Below are 19,893 nucleotides of genomic sequence, written 5' to 3' on the forward strand. Positions count from 1 at the left end.
CGTCGCTCAGACGATGGCCATGTCGACGAAGCGCGACAGGTGCAGCTGGGCCGCTACGGTGACCGTGTCGGTAGGACCATTTCTGTGCTTTGCAACAATAAAGTCTGCTTCGCCCGCTCGCGGCGACTCCTTGTCGTAGTAGTCGTCGCGGTGCAAAAGGATTACTACGTCTGCATCCTGCTCAATTGAGCCTGATTCCCGCAAGTCGGACAGTTGCGGTCGCTTGTCGGTGCGCTGCTCGGGGCCACGGTTCAGCTGACTCACCGCGATCACCGGGCATTCGACCTCCTTGGCCAGCAGCTTCAGGCCACGGGACAGGTCCGCGACCTCCTGCTGCCGGCTCTCGGTGCGCTTCGGCGAGGTCATCAGCTGGAGATAGTCGACGACGATCAGCTTCAGGTCGTGCTTCTGCTTGAGCCGCCGCGCCTTCGCCCGGATCTCCATGAGGTTCATGCTCGGCGTGTCGTCGACGAAGAGCGGCGCCTCGCTGATCTCACCCATGCAGCGGGCCAGCTTGGTCCAGTCGTCATCGGAGAGCTGGCCACTGCGCAGGACGTGCAGCGGCACGCGCGCCTCGGCCGAGAGGAGTCGCATGACGATCTCGACCTTGCTCATTTCCAGCGAGAAGATCGCCGACGCCTGGTTGGCGCGAATCGCGGCATTTCGGGCGAAGTCCATACTCGCCGTGCTGTTGTGCGTCGGGATCATCGAGCGGCCCGCCAGATACAGATGGTCGGGATTGTCGACAGTCACACAGCGCACCGGAACGCTCGGCACCGGACGGACGTCCACGATGAACCGCGAGTGGGAGCGGACGTCCGACGACGTCCGGCGCCGGGCCGCATGGGCGGTCCGCTTCCGGTCCAGCCGGAAGACCGTGTCCGGGGTGGAGAAGTTCAGCGTGTACGCGATCGACGACTCCTCGGTACGGCCGCGCACCTTGCGCTCGGTCATGGTGCACCGATAGCCCAGGCTGACGACGAGTTCCCGTACGCCGTCGATCAAGCGCCGCGAGGTGGACGTGTACTGCAGGTTCCCGGTCGGCGCCACCGTGCCGTCGGTGTCCATGAGACCGGCGAGCAACGCCCGGCGCTGGGTTTCGGAGGCGCGTAGATAGTCGTCCGGAATGTGCTTGTCGTAGGCCACACCGACCCGGCGGAGCAGGGCCAGGAAGGAGCCGTTCCGCTCGTGGCACTCGGCGCAGCGGCGGGTTGCGGGGTTCTCCCGCAGGGCACGGGTGGAGCCGCCGCAGTCGACGCAGGTGCGGTCCGCCGTCCTGGCCGGCGTGGGCAGATGCACGCTGTAGACCATGGGCCCACTCGGGCGCACCAGGAAGCCGTCCTGGGCCACGAGGTCGAGCATCTCCGCGTCCGCGGTGGTGAAGCGGCTGGCCCCGGTGTGCCCGTCGCCGAGCCACACCCCGAGGGTGTACGGCGGGACGGTCAGGTCGCGTTCCGGAAGTCGGAGCGGCGCGCAGTTCCGCACGGCGTGGTTGAGACGGCGGTCGGCCGTCTCGGTACGTAGCGTGGCCGCGATCTGCGCCGTCGTGACGATCCCGTCATGCTCGGCGCGGCTGCCGGCGTTCACCGGTCGTTCCGCGCGTGCACGGAGGCCGGAGATCAACGCGCCCACCGGGTGGCCAGGAGCCGTCCAGTTGCGTGTCTTGCCGGCCCAGGTCACCGGGCGGGCGACCCGGCCGTTGGAACCCACTGTCTGCGCCACCGTGTGAAGCACGTTGCGGAATTCCGGGCCGACCTGTTCCAGGGTTTCGGCGAGAGTGACCAGGCGGTGCGGTTCGGCGGATGCAGCCACCTCGGCCGCCCGTACCTTCGCCAACGCCGGCTCGGCCCAGTGGTGCCGCCGACGTGCCTCCGGCTGGCGTCGGCTGGCCCGGGTGGTGGTCTTCCACAGGTGCTCGGCGTCCGCCACGATGACGCTTCCGTCGGAGAACTCGACCTCGTAGCAGGGGCGGTCGTACATCACGTCGAAGACGTTGGTGATCGTCGTCGGGATGCCGTCCGCGGCGAGGAGCTGCTCGCCGACGCGCACCTCACCCATGGTGGTCCAGCCCTGTGGGGTGGGCAGCGGGGTGTCGAGTGCGAGCGCCTTACCGAGACCAGGCCGGCCGGCCACGATGATGAGCTGGCCGGCGTGCAGGCCGTTCAGCAGGCGGTCGAGGTCGGTGAACCCGGTCGGCACACCGGTCATCACCCCGCCCTGGGCGCCGACCGCCTCGATCTCGTCCAGCGTCGGCTGGAGCATGTCGGCCAGGACGGCGAAGTCCTCGCTGACGCGCTTCTCGGTGATCTCGTAGACGGCCTGCTGGGCGAGGTCGACGATGTCGTCGACGTCGCGGCTGCCGCTCGGGCCGGTGCCGTAGCCGAGCTGCACGATCCGGGTGCCGGCCTCGACCAGCCGGCGCAGCACCGCCCGTTCGCCGACGATCCGGGCGTAGTACGCGGCGTTCGCGGCGGTGGGCACGCTGGCGATCAGCGTGTGCAGGTAGGGGGCGCCGCCGATCCGGGCGAGGTCGCCGGAGTCGGCGAGCGCGGCCGCCACGGTGATCGGGTCGGCGGGTTCGCCGCGACCGTAGATGTCCAGGATCGCGTCGAAGATGGTGGCGTGGACCGGACGGTAGAAGTCGTTTGTCTTCAGGATCTCCACGACGTCCGCGATGGCGTCCTTGGACAGCAGCATGCCGCCGAGTACGCACTGCTCGGCGGCGACGTCCTGGGGTGGTGTCTTCTCGAACGCAGATTCGCGCGGCGGCGGCTCGGGCGATGATCCCCCGGTCCGTTCCGCACGCGTCTCGTCGGTGACCGACACGGGTTCCCCCCTCGCTGCGTCGGATCGAGTCCAGCTGTATCGCCGGGGTATGACAACTCTCCGCCGACCCTCCGGTCGATCGGGGGTCATCGCCCGGCGGTCGGGGGACCACGATACGGAACCCGAGGTCAACCGCTCAACAAGGCCGGTGGATGAGCCTCGGGACAACCTGTGGACGCCTGGGGACAGGCATGTGCGCAGGGTGTGCACAGGGGTGTGGAAAAGTGATGGGGAATTCCGGGCTTATCGCCTCTGACCTGGGCTTTTACTATCCCCACCCTGTGGACGGAAGATTTCCGGCCGAGCTTTGTCGTCGTTCGTCCCGTACTATCGCTGCGAAACGGCGACACCTGGGACAGCGGGTTTACTTTCGGGTTGAGAGAGGTCACGCTCCGGCCGTGAGACACCGGGACTGGGGAAGCGGGGAGGACGGCCCGCGCGAGCGACGGCCGAGCGGTTCCTGGGACGAGCCCGCCGGGCCGCGCCGGGTCGACTCGTACGCGCCGGAGGGCTACCGCACGGCGAGCCGGCGGCGGGCGATCGAGCGCGGCCAGGACGAGCCGGTGGAGACGTACCTTCCCCGTTGGGCGCTGGAGTCCGGGGTGAGTCGCGCGGACGGCGGCGGGCGGCATGCCGCGCCCGACGACGACGAGGTGGAGGCGCCGGCCTCAGGTGCCGGCCGGCGGGATCTGCGCGCGATCGGTGCGGGTCCGTTGTCGGACCACACCGCCGAGTGGACGATGGACGCCCCGCAGGAGCGGGGGTACGTGGGCAACCGGCGGGCGGACGAGGACGACGAGCCGGTGTCGGGGGCGGCGCCCCGGAGTCGCCCGCGCCGGGCGGCGACGCGCCGGCCGCAGGTGACCTGGTCCGGGCTGCCGGAGTCGGCGGGTACGAGCGAGGGGCCGGCCGGATCGGACGGTGAACGGCCGGCGGGTCGGCGTCGCCGGTCGGCGTCGGGTTCCTCCTGGCCGCCGCCGGCGGGGTCGGACTCCGCATGGTCGCGGCCGGCGGCCTCGGACGGCGCGTGGTCCCGCTCGGGGACGGATGCCGAGTGGCCGGCGTCGGCGTCGGACGCGGGCCGGCCGGCGTCGCCGGCAGCGGAGTCGGAGCCGGCCTGGGGACGGGCGACGGCGTCCGAGTCGGAGCCGGCCTGGTCGCGGGCGACGCCATCGGAGTCGGCGCGGTCGCGGCCGGTGGCGGATCCGTGGCAGCGCCGCCGGAGCGCCGAGCGTGAGCCGGTGGAGCCGCCCGCCGTCGATCCGTGGGACGCGTCGGGCGTGCACGCCTGGGACCGGCCTGTGCCCGCGAGCCGCTGGGAGCGGGCGGAGAGCCGGTGGGACCGTACGGAGCACACGGGTGAGTGGGACCGGTTCACCGACACCGGTTTCCTGGAGCCGGTGCGGGACACCGACGACCGGTACGCGGAGGCCGATCTGTGGGACCGTTCGGCGCCGCCGGTGCGGGAGGGCTGGGCGTCGCCGGCGCGGGCCGAGGCGTTCTGGTCGGGTACCCGGCTCTCCGGTGACGACCCCCGGTGGATGGAGACACCGTCGACTGCTCCGCGTTCGCCCGCGGTGGCGTACTCGGCGCCGCGGCCGCGTACCGCGCCTCGTCGTCGCCCGGTGGAGCCGGCGGCGTCGACGTTGCGGCGGCGGGTGGAGACGATCGGCGGCGGTTCGTGGGGTCGCCGGCTGGAGGACGACCTGCTGGACCCGGATCCGGGTGGTCCGTTGCGGCCGCTGGTCTACACGGCGGCCTGCTATCTGGTTCCGGCGGTGCTGCTCGTGGTCGGCCTGCTGTTCCTGAGCGGGCAGCCTCCGGCGGGGTGCGTCACGGACATCACCGGCGGTGGTTGTGACTCGCCGCGTGCGCACGCGCTGGAGTCGTTGGTGTCGGCGGCGCCGCGGTTCGGGTTGGCGATGGTGAGCAGTCTGGTGGTGGCGGTGCTGCTGCGGCAGGTCGGGACGACGTGGCGGTCGGCGACAGTGGCGCTGGCGGCCGCGGTGGTGGGTGGTGGGCTGTCCACCGTGGTGATCAGCGCGGTGACCGGCAATCCGCTCGGCTGAGCGGCGAAGATGCGGAAAGGCCCGCACCGGCGACCGGTGCGGGCCTTTCGCGTCGTGCTTCGGGTGTCAGCCCTTGACCACGTTCAGGTCGAACTTGGCGGTCACCTCGGGGTGCAGCCGGATGCTGACCGGGTAGGAGCCGAGCGCCTTGATGTGGCCGGGCAGCTCCAGCCGGCGGCGGTCCAGGGTCGGGCCGCCGGCGGCCTTGACGGCGTCGACGATCTCGGCCGGGGTGACCGAGCCGAAGAGCCGCCCGCCGTCGCCGGCGCGGGCCTTCAGGTTGACCTTCAGACCCTCGATCTGGGTCTTGACCTCGGTGGCGTGGCCCAGGTCGCGGATCTCGCGGGCCGAGCGGGCCCGCTTGATGACCGTGACCTGCTTCTCCGCGCCCTTGGTCCAGGCGATCGCGAAGCCCTGCGGCAGCAGGTAGTTACGGCCGAAGCCGTCCTTGACCTCGACGATGTCGCCCGGAGAGCCGAGGCCGGACACCTCCTGAGTGAGGATGATCTTCATGTCCGTGCCTCCTCTCAGCGGGTCGTGGCCGTGTACGGCAGGAGCGCCATCTCGCGGGCGTTCTTGACCGCACGGGCGATCTGCCGCTGCTGCTGCGAGGTCACGCCGGTCACCCGTCGAGCGCGGATCTTGCCGCGGTCGGAGATGAACTTGCGCAGCAGCGCGGTGTCCTTGTAATCGATGTAGGTGATCCCGTCCTTGTCGAGCGGGTTCACCTTCTTCTTCGGCTTGCGAAGGGCCGCAGCCTTAGCCATTGCTCGTGCTCCTGGTTTGCGATCGCGGGCGCTCGGCGCCATCAGAACGGAGGCTCCTCGTCGAAGTTGCCGCCCGAACCACCGCGGGAGGGGGCGGGGGCAGCAGAGGCCCAGGGGTCGTCGAAGTTGCCTCCGCCGCCGCCCTGGCCGCCACCACCACCGAAGCCGCCGCCACCGCCACCGGAGCGGGACATCTTCTGCACCTTCGCCGTGGCGTAGCGCAGCGACGGGCCGATCTCGTCGACCTCCAGCTCGATGACGGTGCGCTTCTCACCCTCGCGGGTCTCGTACGACCGCTGGCGCAGTCGGCCGGACACGATCACGCGAGCGCCGCGCTGCAGCGACTCGGCGACGTTCTCGGCGGCCTGGCGCCAGACCGTGCACGAGAGGAACAGCGGCTCGCCGTCCTTCCACTCGCCGGAGGCCTTGTCCATGAAGCGGGGCGTCGAAGCGACCCGGAACTTGGCGACCGCCGCGCCGGAGGGGGTGAATCGCAACTCGGGGTCATCGGTCAGGTTGCCGATGACCGTGATGGTGGTGTCTCCTGCCATGACCATCTCCTCGCGCACTCATCTTTGTGCCGTCAGGCTCTCAGAGCCGTACGACAGCGTGGATGAGGCTTGTGATCCGGACGTGCCGGGTCTAGATGCTCAGCGCATCTCCGGGCGGATGACCTTGGTGCGCAGCACCGACTCGTTGAGTCGGAGCTGACGGTCCAGCTCGCCAACGGCCTCCGGCGTCGCCTGGAGGTCGATGACGGCGTAGATGCCCTCGGCCTTCTTGTTGATCTCGTACGCGAGGCGCCGGCGGCCCCACACGTCGGTCTTCTCCACCGAGCCACCCGCGGTCCGGATCACGTTCAGGTACGTGTCGAGCGACGGGGCGACGGTGCGCTCCTCGAGGCTGGGGTCGAGGATCACCATGACTTCGTAATGACGCAAGACGTGCTCACCTCCTGTGGGCTAAGCGGCCACGGTCCTTCCGTGGCAGGAGGTCGTGCGTCGTTGCCCGCGCCGGTGCCGGGGGAACCCGGCCGGACACACGGACAACCGGACCAGGATAGCCGGTCCGGACGATCATGGCCGGGCCGGTGGTCCCGGTGTGCCGGGTGCGGCGACAGGGGCCCACCTCCGGCGAGCCGGCAGGTGGACCCCTGTCCACGGGACCGCGGGGCGTCCCGTCCGCATTCCTTGGGTGGGACCTGGGGAGGAACGACCACACCGATGAGGTTGGATCGAAGACGCCCCGCGGAGCTTTATCGTGTTGTCACCTGGTCTGACCATACAATGGCTCTCGTCACCACTTGGGGTAAATGGAGGAATTGGTCCTACTGCTGGCCTCCCGTACCGGGATGACGAGCGGATCCCGCCCCGCAGTGCCGGGCCGCACGGCGGGGCGTCCCGTTTCCGGGGGTCCACCCTCGCCCGTCCGTGCTGTGGACCACGTGCGGGCGGAGCGTCGACCATCGATCCCACCTCGGACAACGACCGCCGGGCCGGGTGGTGACGCGGCCGACCCGCCGGGCGCCTCCCGCGAGCGCGCCGACCGTCGCAGGCGCGACGTAGGCTGCCCTGCATGCGAATCGGAGCCCACGTCGACCCGACCGACCCGCTGGCCGAGGCGGCCGCCCGGCAGGCCGAGGCGGTCCAGTTCTTCCTGGCCGACCCGCAGGGCTGGAAGGCCCCGAAGCCGCGCGAGGACGCCGAGCGCCTGCGTTCCGCCGACGTCGACCTCTACGTGCACGCGCCGTACGTGATCAACGTGGCCACGCTCAACAACCGGATCCGCATCCCCAGCCGCAAGCTGCTGCTCGCCCACGCGTCCGCCGCGGCGGACGTCGGGGCCAGAGGGCTGATCGTGCACGGCGGCCACGTCAACGCCGGCCACGACGTCGCGGTCGGCTTCGACAACTGGCGCAAGACCTTCGCGTACGCGGCGGACTCCGGCGGCTTCCCGCTGCCGGTGCTGATCGAGAACACCGCCGGCGGTGACAACGCCTGCGCCCGGCACCTCGACTCGCTGGCCCGGCTCTGGGACGCGCTCGGCGACCACGAGGTCGGCTTCTGCCTGGACACCTGCCACGCGTACGCGGGCGGCGAGGAACTGCTGGGCCTGGTCGACCGGGTGAAGGCGATCACCGGCCGGATCGACCTGATCCACGCGAACAACTCCAAGGGCGCGTTCAACTCCGGCCAGGACCGGCACGACAACCTGACCGGCGGCACCATCGACCCGGAGCTGCTGGTGGCGGTGATCCGCGCGGCCGGCGCGCCGGTGATCGTGGAGACCCCCGGCGGCGTCGAGGGCCAGGCCGCCGACATCGCGTTCCTGCGCGGGCAGTTGGGCGCGGCGGCGTGACGACCGAGCAGTCCGGAACGACCGGCCGCCGGTCCGGCGCCGAGCCCCGTCCGGACGGCGACGCGGCCGCACCGGACCGGCCGGACGACGCGACCGGGACGGCCCCGCCCGGCGAGGGTGGGACCGCCGGGGGCGGATCCGGCACGGACGACACCGCCGGGAAGAAGGCCGAGGCCCGGGACGAGGCCGCCGCCGAGGGCGACGCCCACGACGCCCGGACGAACGGCGGCGACGGCGGAACCGCCGCCGACAAGGCCGACGCCGGAGACGAGAACACAACGGGTACGGCCGACGACAAGGCCGCCGATCCCTGGTCCGCGTTCGGGCCCGCGCCGGAGCCGGTGCTCGGCCGGGCCCGCCGGGCCGTCCGCGCGGTCGGCCGGTTCCTGGTGCACGAGTGGACGCTCGCCGCCGTCGCCGCACTGGCGCTGGCCGCGGCGATGACCTGGCCCACGTTGCGCTATCCGCGGCACACGCTGCCGCAGGACTACTGGGATCCGAGCCTGCAGGCGTGGCAGATGGCGTGGTCCGGCCACATCCTGCGGACCGACCCGGCGATGCTGTGGCACGCGAACACGTTCTATCCGGAGAACTGGAGCTTCGCGTTCTCCGACACGCTCCTCGGGTACGCCCCGGCCGGCCTGATCGGGGTCGGCCCGGAGCACGCCGTGCTGCGCTACAACATCATGTTCGTGCTGGCGCACGCGCTCGCCGCGTTCGGCGCGTACGTGCTGGCCCGGCAGCTCGGCGCGGGCCGCATCGGCGGCGCGGTGGCCGGGGCGAGCTTCGCCTACGCGCCGTGGCTGCTGGCCCAGGCGGGGCACCTGCACATCCTCTCCAACGGCGGCATCCCGCTGGCGCTGGCCATGCTGGCGCGGGGTCACGGCTGGTCGCTGCGGTACGGCTACCGGCCGCGCCGCCGGCACGCGGGCTGGGCGTTCGCCGGGTGGCTGGTGGCCGCGTGGCAGCTCAGCCTGGGGTTCGGTATCGGGCTGCCGTTCGCGTACATGCTGGCCGGGACCGTTCTGGTCGCGGTGGTGCTGTGGTTCGTGCGACGGCGCCGGGTGAAGCGTCCGTTCGGGCGGCGGCTGTTCCTGGCCGACGTGTTCGGCGGGCTCGCCTTCGCCGCGGTGGGCGCGGCGCTGGCGGTGCCGTACTTCAGGGTGGCCGAGCTGCACCCGAACGCGGAACGGACGCTCGGCGACATCGGGCTCTACTCGCCGCCGGCGAGCGGGTTCTTCACCGCGCCGGCCGAGTCCCGGGTCTGGGGCGGGCTGCACGAGGGCGCCCGTGCCGTGCTGCCCTGGCATCCGGAGATGACGCTGCTGCCGGGCTTCGTGCTCTACGCGCTCGCCGCCGGTGGTCTGTTCTTCTCGGTCTGGCGGGTCCGGCACCGGATCTTCCTGCTCGCCGGCGTGCTGGTGACGATGGCGCTGGCGATGGGCACCCGGTTCTTCGGCGGCCGGTTCACCTACGTGCCGTTGTTCGACTACGTGCCGGGCTGGAGCGGGCTGCGCACGCCGGGCCGGATGATGCTCTGGACCACGCTGCTGCTGGGTCTGCTCGCGGCCGGCGCGGTCACCGCGTTCTGCATGCGGGTACGCGAGCTGGCCGCCGAGCGGGTGCCGCCGTGGCCGGGCCCGTGGCTGCGCCTGGCCACGCTGCTGCCGCTGGCGCTGGTGCTCGTGGAAGGGCTGAACGCCACGCCGCAGCCGGTGGTGCCGCGGCAGCCGGCGGCGATGCGGACTGTGGACGGCCCGATGCTGGTGCTGCCGAGCAGCCAGAACCTCGATCAGCCGGTGATGTTGTGGTCCACCGACCGGTTCCAGCCGATGGTCAACGGCGGCAGCGGTTTCACGCCGCGTTCGCAGGCCCAGATCCGCGAGGCGACAGTCAGCTTCCCGGACTACGCGAGCGTCGACTACCTGCGGCAGATCGGCGTGAAGAACGTGGTCGTGTTGCGCGACGAGCTGGAGGGCACCCCGTGGGAGGGGATGCTCGACCGGCCGGTCGACGCGCTGGGCGTGACCCGGGAGCAGGTCGGCGAGGCGGTCGTGTTCCGGCTGTAGACCGGAACACGACCGTCTCGGTCACACCGGAACGGGTTCGGCGGGCCGTTCGGCGGCGCGCGCCCGCCAGCGCTGATGCCAGGGCGCGTCGGGCGCGCCGTCGAGCACCCCGCCGTCCGGGTCGTCGGCGTAGGTGTGCCGGACGACGTCCAGTTCGGGCCGCATGATGTCCCGGATGACGAATCCGCAGAGCACCGCCACGGTGATCAGGCGCAGGCTCGACGCCAGCACGAAGACGCCCTCGGGGAAGACCGGCCGGGACATGGCCGTGCCGAGCAGTTCGCCGTAGAACGCGGCGAAGTAGCCGACCTCGGCGACCTGCCAGGCCAGGAACGCGCCCCAGCGCGGCCGGGCGAGCACCGCGAGCGGCAGCAGCCAGAGCACGAACTGCTGGGACCACACCTTGCTGAAGATGAGGAACGCGGCGACCACCAGGAAGGCGAGCTGGGCCAGCCGGGGGCGGCGCGGCGCCAGCAGCGCCAGCCCGGCCACGCCGAGGCAGGCCAGGCCGAAGAGCAGGTACGACAGCCAGTTGAGGGTGGGGATGTTCGCGTTGAGCCACTCGAAGGGCCCGAGCTGGCCGGGTGAGGACGGGCTGATCCGGCCGTCCAGGTAGCGGCCGATGTACCAGAGCGTGCCCCAGTCGATGGGGCGCGTGGTGTTCAGGTCGAAGAAGCGTTCCCAGTTCTCCCGGTACGGGATCGCCACCGGCAGGTTCACGGCCACGAGCGTCACCAGCGCGGTCGCCGTGGCGACGAGCCCGGCCAGCAGTTTCCCGGCGCGCAACGCGAGGACCAGGATCGGGCCGAGGATGAACAGCGGCCACATCTTGGCCGCGCCGCCCAGTCCGATGAGGACGCCTGCTACTCCGGGCAGCAGCAGCGCGTACCGGTCGGGCCGGGCGCGCGCCCAGGCCAGCAGGCCGAACGCGGCCAGGCCGATGGCGAGCAGATCCCAGTTGACGGTGGCGGTGAGCACCAGCGCCGGGGAGAGCGCGAACAACGCGGCGTCCCAGGGTCGTCGTCGGCGCAGGCTGAGGATCACGGCGACGGTGGCGACCGCGAGCGCGCCGAGCACCAGCGCGTTCAGGTTGTAGAACCACTGACCCTGGTTGATGGCGGGGTTGTCGGCGCCGAGGGCGTGCACCGGCAGGCCGAGCGCGCCCATGAAGTACCCGGTCAGCACCGGGTACTCCACCGGGTGGTCGGCGTAGGGCACCTTGCCCTCGTTGAGCCCTTCGGCGTAGTAGAGCGCCAGCACGTCGGTGTAGCACATCCGGGTGTACTGGACGTTGTTCTGCCAGGCGCCGTCCTGGCAGGGCGACTTCTGCACCCAGTGCAGGGCCAGCGTCAGGCACACCAGCGCCAGCACGATCCGGCCGGCGGTCCAGAACCGGCTCTCCCGGCCGGCGGGCCGGTCCAGGGCGGCGGCGTGGTCGCCGAGCGGCCCGCCGATCAGACCGGAGGCGCCCCGGACGAACCAGTCCGAGCGGGACGGGTGGTCCACCGTCTCTGCGGATCGTGGCGCCGCCTCGGACGCGCCGGGCTCATCGATGCCTGCGGGCGACTGGGTGCTCATGGAGAGGCATCCTGCCGTACACCGGGGGTCGCCGTCCCGTCGCGCGCGGAGAAATTCCGGTACGCGAAACGCGGCGGCGGCCGGACCGCTCGGGTCCGGCCGCCGCCGTCAGGTGGTACGCGTCAGTTCTGCCGTGTCGGTGGTGTGCTCGGCAGCAGCCCACCGCCGCCACCGCCACCACCGGGGCGTCCGCCGCCTCCGGGGAGCCCACCCCCGCCGGGGTTGTTGCCACCCTGGTCGCCGCCGCCGGGGTTGCCGCCACCGGGCGTGCCGCCGGGGCAGAACAGACCCAGCGGGTCGCAGTTCGGGCCGCCCGGCTGGCCGGGCTCGTTCGTCGGCGGCGGCACCTCGCCGTTGCCGGCCTCGTCGTCGCCGACGTTCGCGGCGGGCGGGAACTCTTCCTTGTCCTTGCCCTTGAGCGCGTCGTTCATGAAGCGCTGGAAGATGTCACCCGGCATCCGGGCGCCGCTGATGTCCCGGCCGTCCTTGTACTTGATCGCCTTGCGGTCCTTGACGTTTCCGACCCAGACGGCGGTGGCGAGCTGCGGCGTGTAGCCGATCATCCAGGCATCGCCGTTGCGGGTGGTCTTGTCACCGAGTTCCCAGGTGCCGGTCTTCTCGGCGACCTGCCGGCCCTCCTCGAGCTTCTTGTTGATCTGGCCCGGGTACTGCTTCAGCACGGACGTCACGTCGGCGACGATGTCCTTGTCGATCCGCTGCTGCCCCTTGAGCTTCTCCCCGCCGACCGTGTCCCACTTACCGGTGTCCGGGTTCTGCTTCTGCACCAGCTTCACGAAGTGCGCCTTGTGGTAGACGCCCTGGTTGGCGAACGTGGCGACGCCGTTGGCGTGGTCGAGCACCGTGATCGGGTACTGGCCGTAGCCGAGGACGTGGAAGAACGGCGACGGAGCCAGGTCCTTCGGGTCGGCCTTGGTCAGGTCGTGCGCCTTGGCCGGGTTGGTGTCGGTCTGCCACATGGTGGTGACGCCGGCCTGCTTGGCCATGTCGAGCACCTTGTCCGGGCCGATCTTCTCGGTGATGTAGTAGAACGGAACGTTCAGCGACTTCAGCGTCGACAGTTCGAGCGTGCAGGAGTCACCGCAGGAGACCTTGTCCGCGCCGGCGTTGCTGACCTTGAACTTGGTGCCCTTCGGCGTGAACGCCGATCCCTTCCACCGGGACTTGAGCGAGATGCCTTCCTTCAGGGCCGCGGCGAGCGTGTAGATCTTGAAGCTCGAGCCCGGCGAGTGCCCGCCGCTGACCACGCCGTTGTCGACGTTCTTCCCGGCGTAGTCGGTGCCGGTGCCGTTGTCGCCGCCGTAGTAGGCGAGCACCCGGCCGGTCTTCGGGTCGATGGCCACCACGGCGGCCATCAGGTTCGGCGGCTGGCCGGCGAGTTCGGAGCCCTTCTTGGCCCGCTGGGCCGCGGCGAGCGCCGCCTCCTGCATCTTCCGGTTGATCGTGGTGGTGATCTTGTAACCACCCCGGCTCAGCGCCTTGGCGCAGAGCGGCTTCTTCTCGGTCGCCTCGGCCTCGTTGTCGGTGCAGAGGTTCATCTCGCGGATCTCCTGCGAGACGTAGTTGACGATGTTGCCGTACGGGGTGTCGATGCCGAAGCCACCGCCGCTGTTCTTCGACGGCTTCGCGATGTTCTTCGGGTACTCGGTGGGGTGCTGCGGCGTGTTCGGCGCGTCCAGCCACTTCTCCGTGATCATGCCGTTGATCACGTAGTTCCACCGATCCAGTGCGGCGGTCGGGTTGATCGCCGGGTCGTAGCCCTGGTGGGTGGCGCTCGGCTCCGGCTGTTTGATCAGTGCGGCGAGCACCGCGGCCTCGGCCACGGTCAGGCTCTTGACGTCCTTGCCGAAGTAGGTCCGCGCCGCCGCCTGGATGCCGTACGCGCCACGGCCGAAGTAGATGACGTTCAGGTAGTGCTGCATGATCACGCGCTTGTCGTACTTGTCGTTCAGCTTGGAGGCGAGGATCGCCTCCTTCACCTTGCGGCCGTACGTGTCCTGGTTCAGGTTCTCGAACGCGTTGCGCGCGTACTGCTGGGTGATGGTCGAGGCGCCCTGCTTGTCGCCGCCGGTGAGGTTGTTCCACGCGGCCCGGGCGATGCCCTTGTAGTCCACACCGGAGTGCTTGTAGAAGTTCCGGTCCTCCGCCGCGGCGACCGCGTGCTGGACGTGCTCCGGAATCTGGTCGATGGTGACCAGCTGGCGGTTCTGGTCGCCGATCCGGGCGATCGCCTGGCCGCTCGAGTCGTAGATGGTGGTGGACAGCGGCGGGATGGTGTCCTCCGGGAGCACCACCTTGGTGGAGTACCAGGTGAAGCTCACCACACCGATGCCGGCGAGCATGATGAACACGGCGAAGCCGGCGATCAGGATGTTGATCCGGCGGCGCTTCTTCGCGCGCGCCGGGTCCTCGCCGCGGCCACGCCGGCCGGGGCCGGCCGGACCGCCGGGACCACCGGGGCCGCCGCCGGCGGCGCCGGGCACCCGGGCGCGGCCACCGACGGCCGCCGCGCCGACGCTCGCGCGTCCGCCCACGCTCGCACGCCCGCCGACGCCGGCCGCGCCGACGCTCGCCGCGCCCACCGAGGCGCGTCCGGCCGGAGCGGCCGGGGAGACGGGCACCGACGCCCGGCCGGCGCCCGCGCGTCCGGAGACGCCGGGTGCCGGCGAGACGGGCACCGAGGCCCGGCCGCCCGCGCCGGCCCGGCCGACCGAGGCCGAGCCTGCCGCCCCGCGCGGCGCCGGAGCGCCACCGACCGAGGCCCGGCCGCCCGCGCCGTACGGTGTCGCGGAGGCGCGCGCCGAGGCGCCGCCCTCAGCCGCGCCGGACCAACCGTTCCCGCCCCGGCTCCCTTCGGAACCGGGGTCGCCGTTCGGGCCCGGGATCTGGGCCCGCCCACGCGAAGAACTGGGATCGCCGTAGTTCATTCCTCACACCCTGCCGGTCGCGGTGGGGCGCGGGGGCGCCGCCACCGGGTTGCCGTGAGCTGGAACACGGGACGTTACCCGCCGGCCGTGCCAGCGATCGCCCGTCAAATCCGATCTATTCGGACCAATTACGCGTAAAGGCTGTCGATCCTGCCGCCCGGGGAATGGGCCGGCAGCGATCGGGACAGCCGCGTTCACCGTTGCGCCTCTCGCCTTCGCCGAGGGGTGGAGCCGTTGGCCGCGACCGACTCGTCCGCGTCCTCCGCCTCGCCAGCGAGACCGTCCCGGCCGAGCAGGAACTGCTCGACGAGATGGTTCCAGTCGCAGCCGGGGCAGACCTCCACCACGAACACCTGGAACTCACGCAGCGTCATGGCCAGGACGGGCAACTCGGCCCGGGTACGCGCCTGGCCGGCCGACTGCTTGAGTTCGTCACCGTAAATGTAGTGGACGTGGATCAGGTTCTCGCTGCGGCAGATCGGGCAGCGGTGGTCGGTCGGCTCGCCGTGGAAGCGAGCAGCGTTCTTCAGGTACGGCGAGGCGTCGCAGACGTCGTACGTGCCGATCCGCCCGGCGAGCAGTTCACGCAGCACAGCTCGCTTCTGAAGCGAGTAGTCGACGACCTGGCGCTGCGTACGCATGCGGCAAAGGGTACGCGCTCCCGCGAACCCAGGCGACCATGGTCACGATGCGTGATGATCGCGTCGCGTAAGCAGGGGTTTGCCCCATCCTCACCTCTCCGCTAACGTGCGATGTATCGGTTCGATACATCGCGGTGGTTAGCGCTCCGCGCAGGGGGAAAGAGGGGATGGCCCGTGCTCGAGCTCGCCATCCTCGGCCTCCTGCAGGAGGCGTCGATGCACGGCTACGAGCTGCGCAAGGAGCTGACCGCCAAGCTCGGTGCCATCCGGGCGGCGATCAGCTACGGCTCGCTCTACCCGACCCTGCGTCGGCTGCAGGCGGCGGGATGGATCGCCGAAGCCGCCGAGACACCCGCGACCGCCGAGGAGGTTCCCGCGCTGACCAGCCGACGCGGTCGGGTGGTCTACACCATTACCGCGGAGGGCAAGGAACGCTTCGCCCAGCTCATAGCGCAGGCTGGACCCGAGACGTACGACGACACGGGCTTCGGCGTGCACTTCGCGTTCTTCGCCCGGACCGACCAGGCCACCCGGCTCCGGATCCTGGAAGGTCGTCGCCGCAAGATCGAGGAACGTCGCGAAGGTCTTCGTGACGTGCTCGGCCGGGCAGCCGAGCGCCTCGACGCGTACACCCTGGAACTGCAGCGCCACGGGCTCGACGCCTGTGAGCGCGAGGTCCGCTGGCTGGAGGAGCTCATCGCCAACGAGCGCTCCGGCCGGGCCCCCGCCGACCCGCGACCCGGGACGGCCGGTGGCCGAGGAGACAACGACAGCCCGCCCACGCCTGGAACGTCCAGGAAAGAGCGGCCGTGATGAAGAAGAAGGAGGCAGACGCTATGGGCTCCGTCCGCGTCGCCATCGTCGGTGTGGGTAACTGCGCCTCGTCCCTCGTACAGGGCGTGGAGTACTACCGGAACGCCGACCCGAACGACCGCGTCCCGGGTCTCATGCACGTCACCTTCGGCGACTACCACGTCTCGGACGTGAAGTTCGTCGCGGCGTTCGACGTGGACGCCAAGAAGGTGGGCATGGACCTCGCGGAGGCGATCGTCGCCAGCGAGAACAACACGATCAAGCTGTGCGACGTGCCGCCGACCGGCGTCACCGTGCAGCGCGGCCCGACCTTCGACGGTCTCGGCCAGTACTACCGCGAGATCGTCGAGGAGTCGGACGCCAAGCCGGTCGACGTGGCGCAGGCGCTGCGCGACGCGCAGGTCGACGTGGTCGTCTCCTACCTCCCGGTGGGCTCCGAGGAGGCCGACAAGTTCTACGCCCAGGCCGCGATCGACGCCGGCTGCGCGTTCGTGAACGCCCTGCCGGTCTTCATCGCCTCCGACCCGGAGTGGGCGAAGAAGTTCACCGACGCCGGCCTGCCGATCGTCGGCGACGACATCAAGAGCCAGGTCGGTGCCACCATCGTGCACCGCGCCCTGGCGAAGCTCTTCGAGGACCGCGGGGTCGAGCTGCTGCGCACGTACCAGCTCAACTTCGGCGGCAACATGGACTTCATGAACATGCTGGAGCGCAACCGTCTGGTCTCGAAAAAGATCTCGAAGACCCAGTCGGTGACCTCCCAGATCCCGCACGAGATGAGCAAGAGCGACGTGCACATCGGCCCGTCCGACCACGTGCCGTGGCTCGACGACCGCAAGTGGGCGTACATCCGCCTGGAGGGCCGCTCCTTCGGTGACACCCCGCTCAACGCGGAGCTGAAGCTCGAGGTGTGGGACTCGCCGAACTCGGCCGGTGTCATCATCGACGCCGTCCGCGCCGCGAAGATCGCGCTGGACCGGAAGATCGGTGGCCCGATCCTCTCCGCCTCCTCGTACTTCATGAAGTCCCCGCCGGAGCAGTACGCCGACCACGACGCGCACGCCGCCGTCGAGGCGTTCATCGCCGGCGAGATCGAGCGCTGACGCGCTGACACGCACAAGAAGGAAGGCCGGGTCCGCGCGGACCCGGCCTTCCTTCTTCGCGTACGTCAGGACCAGGCTCGCCGCAGGGCCACCGACGCCTCCAGCTCCAGCAGCGTCACCTTGCGCGGCAGCCCGCCACCGAAGCCGACCAGCTTGCCGCCTGCGCCGACGATCCGGTGACAGGGCACGATCACCGGCACCGGATTGCGGTTGCAGGCCACCCCGACCGCCCGGGCGCCTCCGGGGTCTCCGACCGCCTTCGCCACCTCGCCGTAGGTCTTCGTCTCCCCGTACGGGATGCGGGTCATCTCCCGCCACACGGCGCGCTCGAACTCGGAGCCCCGGGGTGCCGACACCGGCACGGTGAACTCGGTCAGCTCACCGGCGAAGTACGCCCGCAGCTCCGCCACCGCCAGCCGGGCCACCGCGTCGCCGGGTTCGCCTGACGCCCCGTCCACCCGGCCGAAGTGCGCGCCGCGCACCGCGTCGTCGTCGGTGCCGACGGAGAACTCGCCGATCGGGGAGTCGAGCACGGTCCAGCGCATGCCACCCATTGTCGCGCCCACGCCGACATTCTCCCCGGCCGGTTCCCTGAGGGCGGGCTGGACGACCGCTGAGCGAAGTCGATGTTGCACGGCGTCGATACCGTGCAGGTCATGGCCACCGGGACGCTCATCTTCCTGATCATCGGCGGGATCGGTGTCGGCGTGCTGACCCTCGCCCTGCTCGGCTCGGGAGTGCTCCACCTCGGCCAGCCGGACGTCGACGGGCCGGTGTCGCTGGAGGCGGCCGCCGGGTTCACCGGGGCGTTCGGTTTCGGCGGCGCGATCGTCAACGAGCTGCTCGGGGGTCGTACCCCCGGAATGATCGCGGCGGCGGTGGCCGGCGGCGCGCTCGCCGCCGTGCCCACCGGCTGGCTGGCGGCGCGGCTGAGCCGCGCGGCCCGCAACATGCGCACGGACGCCACACCCACCCGCGACCACCTGGCCGGCGCGATCGGCCTGGTGGTGACGCCGATCCCCAGCGGCGGCTACGGCGAGGTGCGGGTACGCCTCGCCGGCCAGCCGGTGAAGCTCAACGCCCGCGCCGACGGGCCGATCGCGGTCGGCACCCGGATCTTCGTGGTCGAAGCACTGAGCGAGACCAGCGTGCACGTCGAGACCTACTGACACCACCACACAGACGGGAACGCCCATGCCCCTGCTCGTCGCCATCGGCGGCGCGGTCCTCCTCGCCGTCGTCCTCGTTCTCTTCGTGTTGTCCCGGATCAAGGTGGCCGGGCCGAACCAGGCGTTCATCGTCACCGGCCGCAAGGGCCGCACCACCCAGTCCGCCGACGGAGCCCGCTCCACCGACATGTCCGGCCAGAAGGTCGTGCTCGGCGCCTCGGTCTTCGTGCTGCCGGTGGTGCAGAAGCTCCAGTCGCTCGACCTGTCCAGCCGCCGGATCGATGTCAGCATCCGCGGCGCGGTGAGCAAGCAGGGCATCCGCACCGAGCTGCACGGCGTGGCGATCGTGAAGGTCGGCGGCACCGAGGACGCGATCCGCGCCGCCGCCCAGCGCTTCCTGAACCAGCAGGAGGAGATCGACAACTTCACCCGCGAGGTGCTCGCCGGCGCGCTGCGCTCGATCGTCGGGCGGCTCACCGTCGAGGAGATCATCCGGGACCGGGCGGCGTTCGCCAGCGCGGTCGCCGAGGAGGCCGAGCACTCGATGACCAACCAGGGCCTGGTGCTCGACACGTTCCAGCTCCAGGACATCTCGGCCGAGGGCTCCTACCTCCAGGACCTGGGCCGGCCGGAGGCGGCCCGGGTGCTCAAGGACGCGGCCATCGCCGAGGCGCGGGCCCGGCAGCAGGCCGAGCAGGAGCGGCTGCTCGCCGAGGAGGCGATCGCCGAGGCGAACCGGAACCTGGCGCTCAAGCAGGCCGGCATCCAGGCCGAGATCGACGCGGCGAAGGCGAAGTCGGCGGCGGCCGGGCCGCTCGCGCAGGCCGAGCGGGACCAGGCGATCCTCTCCGAGCAGCAGAAGGTGGCCGAGCGCAACGCCGAGCTGAAGCAGCGCCAGCTCGACACCGAGGTGCGCAAGCCGGCCGACGCGGCCCGGTACAAGGTCGAGCAGGAGGCCGAGGCGGCCCGCAACGCGGCGGTGCTCAACGCCGACGCGCAGCGGCAGGCCACCATCGCCGCCGCGCAGGCCTCCGCCGAGCAGGCCCGCCTCACCGGTGAGGGCGAGCGGGCCCGGCGGGCCGCGCTGGCCGAGGCTAACGCGATCGAGGGCGCCAAGGAGGGCGAGGCCGAGCAGCGCCGTCGTTCCGCGATCGCCGAGGCGGTCGAGCGGGAGGGCCAGGCCGAGGCCGCGGCCATCCTGGCCAAGGGTCAGGCCGAGGCCGACGCGATGGCCCGCAAGGCCGAGGCGTTCGCCGCGTACGGCGAGGCGGCCGTGCTGGACCTGCTGGTCAAGGTGCTGCCCGAGGTGGTCGGTGCGGCCAGCGCCCCGATCGGCGCGATCGACAAGATGACGGTGATCTCCACCGACGGGGCGTCGTCGCTGACCAAGTCCGTGGCCGGCAACGTCGCACAGGGCCTCCAACTCGGCAGCGACCTGACCGGCATCGACCTGGCCGGGCTGCTGGCGCGGCTGGGCAGCAGCGCCCAGCACAACGGCAAGACCACAGTGGACGGCACCACGGTCACCCCGTGACGACGGACGCCCGCCGGTTCC

16 protein-coding genes are annotated in these 19,893 nt (G+C 71.1%); 7 read left to right on the plus strand and 9 right to left on the minus strand.

Annotated elements, in window-relative coordinates; genetic code table 11:
• Positions 1-6 precede the first annotated feature (6 nt).
• On the minus strand, positions 7-2,826 hold the full coding sequence (gene dnaB / locus MICAU_RS31245; RefSeq protein ID WP_013289352.1) for a replicative DNA helicase: 2,820 nt from the start codon (positions 2,824-2,826) through the stop codon (positions 7-9).
• Positions 2,827-3,224: 398 nt separating this feature from the next.
• Here dnaB and MICAU_RS31250 point away from each other — a divergent pair, with 398 nt between their 5' ends.
• A complete protein-coding gene (locus MICAU_RS31250; protein WP_013289353.1) occupies positions 3,225-4,895 on the plus strand; it encodes a hypothetical protein in 1,671 nt (556 codons plus the stop codon).
• Between the two features lie 66 nt (positions 4,896-4,961).
• Here the strand turns inward: MICAU_RS31250 and rplI are convergent, their stop codons facing one another.
• The 4 genes from rplI to rpsF form a co-directional block, all read right to left on the minus strand.
• Positions 4,962-5,408: a 50S ribosomal protein L9 gene (rplI, locus tag MICAU_RS31255; RefSeq protein ID WP_013289354.1), complete on the minus strand. Its 447-nt coding sequence runs from the start codon at positions 5,406-5,408 to the stop codon at positions 4,962-4,964.
• A 14-nt stretch (positions 5,409-5,422) separates the two neighbouring features.
• Complete coding sequence (gene rpsR / locus MICAU_RS31260; protein ID WP_013289355.1) at positions 5,423-5,662, minus strand: 30S ribosomal protein S18; 240 nt, start codon at positions 5,660-5,662, stop codon at positions 5,423-5,425.
• Between the two features lie 41 nt (positions 5,663-5,703).
• Positions 5,704-6,231 (minus strand): single-stranded DNA-binding protein, encoded by a 528-nt coding sequence (locus MICAU_RS31265; protein WP_018788497.1) that lies wholly within the window; start codon positions 6,229-6,231, stop codon positions 5,704-5,706.
• Between the two features lie 81 nt (positions 6,232-6,312).
• Entirely contained in the window at positions 6,313-6,603 is a 291-nt protein-coding gene (gene rpsF / locus MICAU_RS31270) for a 30S ribosomal protein S6 (RefSeq protein ID WP_013289357.1), read from the minus strand.
• Positions 6,604-7,237: 634 nt separating this feature from the next.
• Here rpsF and MICAU_RS31275 point away from each other — a divergent pair.
• Together MICAU_RS31275 and MICAU_RS31280 are read left to right on the plus strand one after the other, a co-directional pair.
• Positions 7,238-8,020: a deoxyribonuclease IV gene (locus MICAU_RS31275; RefSeq protein ID WP_013289358.1), complete on the plus strand. Its 783-nt coding sequence runs from the start codon at positions 7,238-7,240 to the stop codon at positions 8,018-8,020.
• A complete protein-coding gene (locus MICAU_RS31280; RefSeq protein ID WP_013289359.1) occupies positions 8,017-10,089 on the plus strand; it encodes a hypothetical protein in 2,073 nt (690 codons plus the stop codon). Before MICAU_RS31275 ends, MICAU_RS31280 begins: the two co-directional genes overlap by 4 nt.
• 21 nt (positions 10,090-10,110) lie before the next feature.
• Here MICAU_RS31280 and MICAU_RS31285 read toward each other — a convergent pair whose 3' ends face one another.
• The 3 genes from MICAU_RS31285 to MICAU_RS31295 form a co-directional block, all read right to left on the minus strand.
• Positions 10,111-11,667, minus strand: a complete 1,557-nt coding sequence (locus MICAU_RS31285) for a glycosyltransferase family 87 protein (protein ID WP_013289360.1) — start codon at positions 11,665-11,667, stop codon at positions 10,111-10,113.
• A gap of 122 nt (positions 11,668-11,789) precedes the next feature.
• Positions 11,790-14,612 (minus strand): transglycosylase domain-containing protein, encoded by a 2,823-nt coding sequence (locus MICAU_RS31290; protein WP_013289361.1) that lies wholly within the window; start codon positions 14,610-14,612, stop codon positions 11,790-11,792.
• 194 nt (positions 14,613-14,806) lie between these two features.
• Complete coding sequence (locus MICAU_RS31295; protein ID WP_013289362.1) at positions 14,807-15,253, minus strand: DUF5318 domain-containing protein; 447 nt, start codon at positions 15,251-15,253, stop codon at positions 14,807-14,809.
• A 174-nt stretch (positions 15,254-15,427) separates the two neighbouring features.
• On the opposite strand from MICAU_RS31295, the gene MICAU_RS31300 reads away from it, so the two are divergent.
• The gene (locus MICAU_RS31300; RefSeq protein WP_013289363.1) at positions 15,428-16,066 is read left to right on the plus strand and encodes a PadR family transcriptional regulator; all 639 of its coding nucleotides are present in this window, start codon (positions 15,428-15,430) and stop codon (positions 16,064-16,066) included.
• 23 nt (positions 16,067-16,089) lie between these two features.
• Complete coding sequence (locus MICAU_RS31305) at positions 16,090-17,169, plus strand: inositol-3-phosphate synthase (RefSeq protein ID WP_013289364.1); 1,080 nt, start codon at positions 16,090-16,092, stop codon at positions 17,167-17,169.
• 65 nt (positions 17,170-17,234) lie between these two features.
• Here MICAU_RS31305 and MICAU_RS31310 read toward each other — a convergent pair whose 3' ends face one another.
• Positions 17,235-17,714, minus strand: a complete 480-nt coding sequence (locus MICAU_RS31310) for a methylated-DNA--[protein]-cysteine S-methyltransferase (protein WP_030269532.1) — start codon at positions 17,712-17,714, stop codon at positions 17,235-17,237.
• A gap of 81 nt (positions 17,715-17,795) precedes the next feature.
• Between MICAU_RS31310 and MICAU_RS31315 the strand changes: the two genes are divergently transcribed.
• Both MICAU_RS31315 and MICAU_RS31320 read left to right on the plus strand, forming a co-directional pair.
• The gene (locus MICAU_RS31315; RefSeq protein ID WP_013289366.1) at positions 17,796-18,338 is read left to right on the plus strand and encodes an NfeD C-terminal domain-containing protein; all 543 of its coding nucleotides are present in this window, start codon (positions 17,796-17,798) and stop codon (positions 18,336-18,338) included.
• A 25-nt stretch (positions 18,339-18,363) separates the two neighbouring features.
• Complete coding sequence (locus MICAU_RS31320; RefSeq protein WP_013289367.1) at positions 18,364-19,872, plus strand: flotillin family protein; 1,509 nt, start codon at positions 18,364-18,366, stop codon at positions 19,870-19,872.
• Positions 19,873-19,893: the final 21 nt, after the last annotated feature.

The sequence above is a fragment of the Micromonospora aurantiaca ATCC 27029 genome (genome assembly GCF_000145235.1).
Lineage (GTDB): Bacteria > Actinomycetota > Actinomycetes > Mycobacteriales > Micromonosporaceae > Micromonospora > Micromonospora aurantiaca.

What these genes read in the sequence shown, in the direction of transcription:
- MICAU_RS31305 (WP_013289364.1), top strand. Translation starts at nt 16,090, where the DNA reads ATGGGCTCCGTCCGCGTCGCCATCGTCGGTGTGGGTAACTGCGCCTCG.
- MICAU_RS31290 (WP_013289361.1), bottom strand. Translation starts at nt 14,612, where the DNA reads ATGAACTACGGCGATCCCAGTTCTTCGCGTGGGCGGGCCCAGATCCCG.
- MICAU_RS31295 (WP_013289362.1), bottom strand. Translation starts at nt 15,253, where the DNA reads ATGCGTACGCAGCGCCAGGTCGTCGACTACTCGCTTCAGAAGCGAGCT.
- MICAU_RS31275 (WP_013289358.1), top strand. Translation starts at nt 7,238, where the DNA reads ATGCGAATCGGAGCCCACGTCGACCCGACCGACCCGCTGGCCGAGGCG.
- MICAU_RS31315 (WP_013289366.1), top strand. Translation starts at nt 17,796, where the DNA reads ATGTTGCACGGCGTCGATACCGTGCAGGTCATGGCCACCGGGACGCTC.
- rpsR (WP_013289355.1), bottom strand. Translation starts at nt 5,662, where the DNA reads ATGGCTAAGGCTGCGGCCCTTCGCAAGCCGAAGAAGAAGGTGAACCCG.
- rplI (WP_013289354.1), bottom strand. Translation starts at nt 5,408, where the DNA reads ATGAAGATCATCCTCACTCAGGAGGTGTCCGGCCTCGGCTCTCCGGGC.
- MICAU_RS31320 (WP_013289367.1), top strand. Translation starts at nt 18,364, where the DNA reads ATGCCCCTGCTCGTCGCCATCGGCGGCGCGGTCCTCCTCGCCGTCGTC.
- MICAU_RS31310 (WP_030269532.1), bottom strand. Translation starts at nt 17,714, where the DNA reads ATGCGCTGGACCGTGCTCGACTCCCCGATCGGCGAGTTCTCCGTCGGC.
- MICAU_RS31285 (WP_013289360.1), bottom strand. Translation starts at nt 11,667, where the DNA reads ATGAGCACCCAGTCGCCCGCAGGCATCGATGAGCCCGGCGCGTCCGAG.